Source organism: Sodalinema sp., assembly GCF_046483825.1.
GTDB lineage: Bacteria > Cyanobacteriota > Cyanobacteriia > Cyanobacteriales > Geitlerinemataceae > Sodalinema.
The window spans coordinates 1-5,941 of record NZ_JAWOCL010000271.1 but is presented as its reverse complement, the minus strand read 5'-3'; the positions used below and the strand labels follow the sequence as shown (position 1 = coordinate 5,941).

5 protein-coding genes are annotated in these 5,941 nt (G+C 51.4%); all 5 read right to left on the bottom strand.

Translation table 11 applies throughout. The features are described from left to right. Nucleotides 1-277: 277 nt before the first annotated feature. A complete protein-coding gene (locus tag R6U67_RS17295; protein ID WP_410253703.1) occupies nt 278-616 on the bottom strand; it encodes a type II toxin-antitoxin system HicB family antitoxin in 339 nt (112 codons plus the stop codon). Between the two features lie 77 nt (nt 617-693). Next, nucleotides 694-966, bottom strand: a complete 273-nt coding sequence (locus R6U67_RS17290) for a type II toxin-antitoxin system HicA family toxin (protein ID WP_410253702.1) — start codon at nt 964-966, stop codon at nt 694-696. A gap of 138 nt (nt 967-1,104) precedes the next feature. Continuing rightward, nucleotides 1,105-3,723: an ATP-dependent chaperone ClpB gene (gene clpB, locus R6U67_RS17285; RefSeq protein ID WP_410253701.1), complete on the bottom strand. Its 2,619-nt coding sequence runs from the start codon at nt 3,721-3,723 to the stop codon at nt 1,105-1,107. 175 nt (nt 3,724-3,898) lie between these two features. Continuing rightward, the gene (locus R6U67_RS17280) at nt 3,899-5,554 is read right to left on the bottom strand and encodes a hypothetical protein (RefSeq protein ID WP_410253700.1); all 1,656 of its coding nucleotides are present in this window, start codon (nt 5,552-5,554) and stop codon (nt 3,899-3,901) included. A 127-nt stretch (nt 5,555-5,681) separates the two neighbouring features. Continuing rightward, a partial coding sequence (locus R6U67_RS17275; RefSeq protein WP_410253699.1) for a DUF4351 domain-containing protein occupies nt 5,682-5,941 on the bottom strand: 260 nt, incomplete at its 5' end.

Genomic DNA, 5,941 nt, shown 5'->3' with positions numbered 1-5,941 from the left:
ATCGAATGCAACCCATTCCAACCTATATCTTGAAGACCCTTTAAATTCCAATTATCATCAAATATCCCAAACGCAAATCCACTAAGTATTGCTACGATTTGGCTGGTACGTTAGAACTTTATTTCTCTCATGTTAGCCTGACCCTGGGACGCGATGTGCGCCCCGGGGTCAGGCTAACATATTTGGGTTCTCGGGGGGGCGATCGCCCCCCATCACACATTCCCTGAGTCGTCAGGAACTTCTAGCACTTGTCGGAGATACGTTAGCTACAGTAGCTCTAGTTGGACTGAGAGCCGTGACAGGCCTGTTGTAACACCTCCTCCATCCAAGCATTAATGCTCTTTCCCGCTTTTTGAGAAGCTATAAAAATCTGACGATGAGTGTCGGGATTGGTGCGAAACATCAACTTTCCAGAAAATGGCTTATCAGGATTTTCTCCTAATTCCTGACAATACTCTAAATAATCATCGATCGCCCCCCGAAAATCTTGCTCTAGCTCCTCATAACTAGAACCATGATAGGCAATCACATCCTTAATATCTAAAACAGAACCGTGAAACATACGGCTGTCAGTATCGACCTCAATTTTGCCGGTATAGCCTTTATAGGTCAACATGATTTCGAGATCTCCTTCTTGTTGTTGCCGAGGTACAGATGTACCTCGACATCTGCGTCTAACTTAGGTTTCCAGGTTTAAGGCTTAACGCCGACTTGAATTAAAAACTGTCGTAAGCTTTTAATCGCATAACGTGGAAGATACGGTGGGTTATGCGGTTTATGCAGCCCCCCAACAAACTTGACATCGCCAATCTTCAACCTGATGCGTGATCCACTGCTTTCAGAAATATCAGCTCCTAACGCTTTTAACAGACTCTCCAACTCTTTCCAAGTGAGATCGGTAGGAATTGAAGATGCAAAAATCGCTCCCAGCGTTTTCCGCTGTTTGCTGTTTAAGCTGTGGCTCATGCAAGACCTTGATGTTTAACGCTGCCTCATGGTATCATACTATGATATCAGATGTCCACAAAATTTAACCCAGTGCAGACAAAAAACCCGGCCTCTTCACGAAACCGGGTCTCTGACTCTCTTAGAGAATCACGCTCCCTACACCGTCGCCAACTCCGCCGGGAGGCGTTTGAAGGCCAGGCGCTCATTTTCCACATCCACAAACACCGTATCGCCGTCGTTGAACTCTCCGCGTAGAATCCCCTTGGCGATTTGGGTTTCGAGTTCCCGCTGAATCGCCCGTTTGAGGGGACGAGCGCCATAGACGGGATCGTATCCTACTTCCGCCAACAAGTCGATCGCCCCTTCCGAGAGTTTCAAAGCCATTTTCTTGTCCGCCAGTCGTTCTTCTAGGCGCACAATCTGTAACTTGACAATCTCCCGTAACTGGGACTTCTCTAACGCATGGAAGATAATCGTGTCGTCAATGCGGTTGAGGAACTCAGGGCGGAAATTGGCCCGCAGGGCTTCTAAAACCCGCGATCGCATCTCATCATAATCCGCATCATCCCCAGACACATCTAAAATGAACTGAGAGCCAATGTTACTGGTCATAATAATGATGGAATTTTTAAAGTCCACCGTTCGCCCTTGCGCGTCCGTGACTCGTCCATCATCTAACACCTGTAACAAGACATTAAAGACATCGGGATGAGCTTTTTCCACCTCATCAAAGAGAATCACCGCATAGGGACGACGACGCAGGGCCTCGGTCAATTGTCCCCCTTCGTCATAGCCCACATATCCCGGAGGCGCACCAATCAAGCGCGACACATTGTGTTTCTCCATGTACTCAGACATATCAATGCGAACGATCGCATCTTCCGTGTCAAACAGATAAGCCGCCAAAGCTTTCCCTAACTCGGTTTTCCCAACCCCCGTTGGACCGAGGAAGAGGAAACTGGCCACCGGACGATTCGGGTCAGCTAATCCCGCCCGCGAGCGTTGAATCGAGTCCGCCACAGCGGTCACAGCCTCTTCTTGGCCGACCACCCGCTGATGTAACTCCTCTTCGAGATGCAGGAGTTTCTCTTTCTCAGACTCAACCAACTTACTCAGCGGAATCCCGGTCCATTTCGAGATAATCTCGGCAATATCGGCTTCCGTGACTTCCTCCCGCAACAGGGCTTCACCACTGTTTTGAGCGTTAGCAAAACGGGCCTCCGTTTCATCGAGTTGCTTCTGAACTTCAGGATATTTACTATACTTCAGTTCAGCCGCTCGGTTGAGGTCATAATTGCGCTCAGCTTCTTCGATTTCCACATGGAGGCGATCGAGTTCTTCTTTGAGACCTTTACGTTCTTCTAGGAGTTCTTTCTCCGCCTTCCATTGAGCATTGAGATGAGACTGTTGTTCCTTACAGTCTGCCAGTTCCCTCTCAATCCGTTGCAGTCGCTCCTTAGACGCCTCATCACTCTCTTTTTGTAGGGAGAGTTTCTCCATTTCTAACTGCAAAATACGGCGATCAATTTCGTCAAGTTCCTCGGGTTTCGAGGTACTCTCCATTTTCAATTTCGCCGCCGCTTCATCGATGAGGTCGATCGCCTTATCCGGGAGGAAGCGATCGCTAATATAACGAGTCGAGAGCGTCGCCGCCGCCACCAGAGCGCTATCGGCGATTTTAACGTTATGGTGGGTTTCGTAGCGGTCTTTCAAACCCCGCAGAATCGAGATACTATCAACGACACTGGGCTGATCCACATAGACCTGTTGGAAACGCCGTTCTAGGGCTGCATCCTTCTCGATATACTTGCGGTATTCATCGAGGGTTGTCGCCCCGATACAGCGCAATTCTCCCCGGGCCAGCATGGGTTTGAGCAGGTTTCCCGCATCCATGGCCCCCTGAGTCGCCCCCGCACCGACAACGGTATGGATTTCGTCGATAAAGAGGACAATTTGTCCCTCAGAGTCGGTGACTTCCTTGAGAACCGCTTTCAGGCGTTCCTCAAACTCACCGCGATACTTGGCCCCGGCGATGAGGGACCCCATATCTAGGGCGATGAGTTTGCGATCGCGCAGGGATTCAGGAACATCTCCTTTGACGATACGCTGGGCCAGTCCTTCGGCGATCGCCGTTTTCCCGACCCCCGGTTCCCCAATTAGCACTGGGTTATTTTTGGTGCGTCGCGAGAGAATCTGCACCGTGCGGCGGATTTCGTCGTCTCGTCCAATGACCGGGTCGAGTTTCCCCGTGCGGGCGGCTTCTGTCAAATCCCGTCCGTATTTCTCTAAAGCGTCGTATTTTCCTTCTGGGTTTTGGTCTGTCACTTTTTGGGTTCCGCGTATTTGTTGGATGGTCTCTTTCAGTTTCGTCTCATTGAGATTAAAGCTTTGGAAGGTGGGTTTTCCAAAACGTTTATCTTTGAGATAGGCCAGGACGAGATGTTCAATGGAGATATACTCATCACCATAGTCTTTACGATAGCCGTCAGCATGGTCGAGGAGTTGGTCGAGGCTCTGTCCGAGATAGACAGAACTTCCATCACCACTGACTTTGGGCTGTTTTTCAATAAATTGGCGAGTGGCGTCGGCTAGGTTCACCACGGAGACCCCGGCCCGTTTAAAGATACTATTGGCCAGTCCTTGACCTTCGAGCAAGGACTGCATCAGATGTTCGCTTTCAATCTGTTGGTTTTTCGCTTGTTTGGCGATATCTGGGGTGCGGGCGATCGCCTCCCAAGCTTTTTCAGTAAATTGGTTCGGATTAGTCGGTTGCATCGGCTCCCTCCGGTCATGTCACGCATATCCTCATTGTAAAGATGAAGATGCGATCGCCGGGATCGGCGATCGCACCATCAGCAGTCTAAGTTCCCGCCTACGGTAATCTCAACCGCAACCAATCGGGAATTAGGGTTGACACAAAATAAATTGTATGCTAACAGGCTCTTTGAATTTACAGAGCCGAACGACCCGAAAGTCCCAGACGTTGGCGACTGGTATTACCCGGAACAGCGCCATCGCCTCCTGGATTCACCGGCGTACCGGGAGGATCGGGGTTAGGATCGCCATTGGGGTCAGGGTCAGGATCACGATCAGGTTGATCCGGTTCAGGATCACCACAACTGCCAGCGGTGCCAAGATTCCTCAACTTGCAAATCGCATAGGCGAAACCATCTTGAACATTCTCGAAATGCTCACCCAACCATTCTCCTTGCGCCTCACGATCCTGTTCAGCAACCGTATCGAGACCCTCCTCATAATGGTCATAATCCACAACTCCCTCAGCATCCTCTCGGTTGACATTACCCTCTAAGCGGTCTTGAGTATCCTGTACCGTTTCCGCCGTCTCCTGAGCCTGTTCATAGCGTTCCTGAGCCTCTTGCCAATCCACATTCCCACCTCTTTGGGCCAAAGTGGTTTTAAGGCTGGCCACCTCCCTCATCGCCTCTTGGGAGAAGTCCGCCTCTCCCGTGGTTGGCATTCCAACAAACGTCCAGCCGCGATCGCGAACCTCTACCGTCTTCCCAGGACGGATTAAGCGCACCGAACTAAACTGATAGATTTGCAGATCCGGTTCTCCCGGAACTGGGATGGCGCCAATCTCATCGTCGTAATCGGTTTCAATGCGATAACCATTGTCATAGTCTAAGGCTGTAATCCGGTTGAGATCATCGCGAACCACCGTCACCGGCCGAGGAACCAACACCTCCATACGAGTGCGCCGATATCCCGAGGGGAAATAGCGGACAAAATAGCCATCAGGATGCAATGACCAACGTTGCTGAGGAATCGTTCGGCTTCCTTCCCCTCGGGGAGCGTCTCCCGTCAAGATGGCGATGTCTTCCAAGTCTTCATAAGCGGCATCCGCCTGACTGAGAGCCGATCGCAGTTCCGCCTCCGCCTCTAACACCTGTCGCACGGGGTCCGGGAGATTGGCAAAAATCTCCCGTCTGGCGGCTTCAGGAATCAAATCGAGAGCATTTCCATTGAGTTCTCGGATGTCCTCATCGGTTAGCAACGTCTGGGCCACATCTTGCAACTCCTGACTCATATCCCGAATCGAGGTTTGAGCAATAATCCCCCAGAGCAACTTTTGAATCGAACGCTGTTCGATATCGGGATGGTTAGCGGCTTCCCGGAGAATCTTGCGAACACTATCGGCTTGGGGGCCTTCGAGTGGAGCATATCCGTACCCGTCTCCCCCGCCAGGGCCGTGAGTTCCGGCTCGTAGACAGTAGCTTTCGAGGGTAATCTCGTACAATCCAGGGGTCGCTAGATAGCCACCGTCGTCCGTTTGCGGAAATTGAGTCAGGGATTGGGGTTCCCCGAAATCTCGGTCATCGAGGAGGGGAACTTCGCGAACGACATCATCGAGGCTGGTGGTGAGGGGAGGGTCGCCTTCGAGGATATCTGAGATATCAATATCGGGAATGGGGAGGTCATCGGGACTGGGTAGGTCATCAAACAGGGCCAGGTGTGAGTCCTGAGTGACCCTCTGGGTGGGTTGAGTGGCTGTTGCTGGGCGATCGCCTTGATGTCCAATTCCGGCCACTCCTGTCAGCAGCAGAGTTAACCCGAACAGAATCAAGGGGGTTCGCAAGGAACGCATAGAACTTTCTCCGAATCGTTGGCTGCTATCTTGGCGCAGGAGGTCGGAGATTGCCCTCTACCTGTGGTTAGAAGGGGTTGTGTTGTTTTATGAAGTTTTGGGGGGCGATGGGGTTGGGTTTCAGGGATTAGGAGTCGAGGCTGTCGAACCATCCATCGACGTCATTGAGACTCTGGAATTGGAACAGTTGACGCGCCAGAGCATCCAGTTGACTTGAGGAGAGTTGGTCTACGCGAGACAGCCTCTGAGCATCCAGGGAACCCAGACGCTCACTCAACTGTTGACGTATTAATTCAATCTTGCCTCGCCGAACTCCCTGTTCAAGACCCTGTTCAAGACCTTGTTCAAGACCTTCCTGCTTCGCGCGGCGTTCAAAGCTCGTCATAT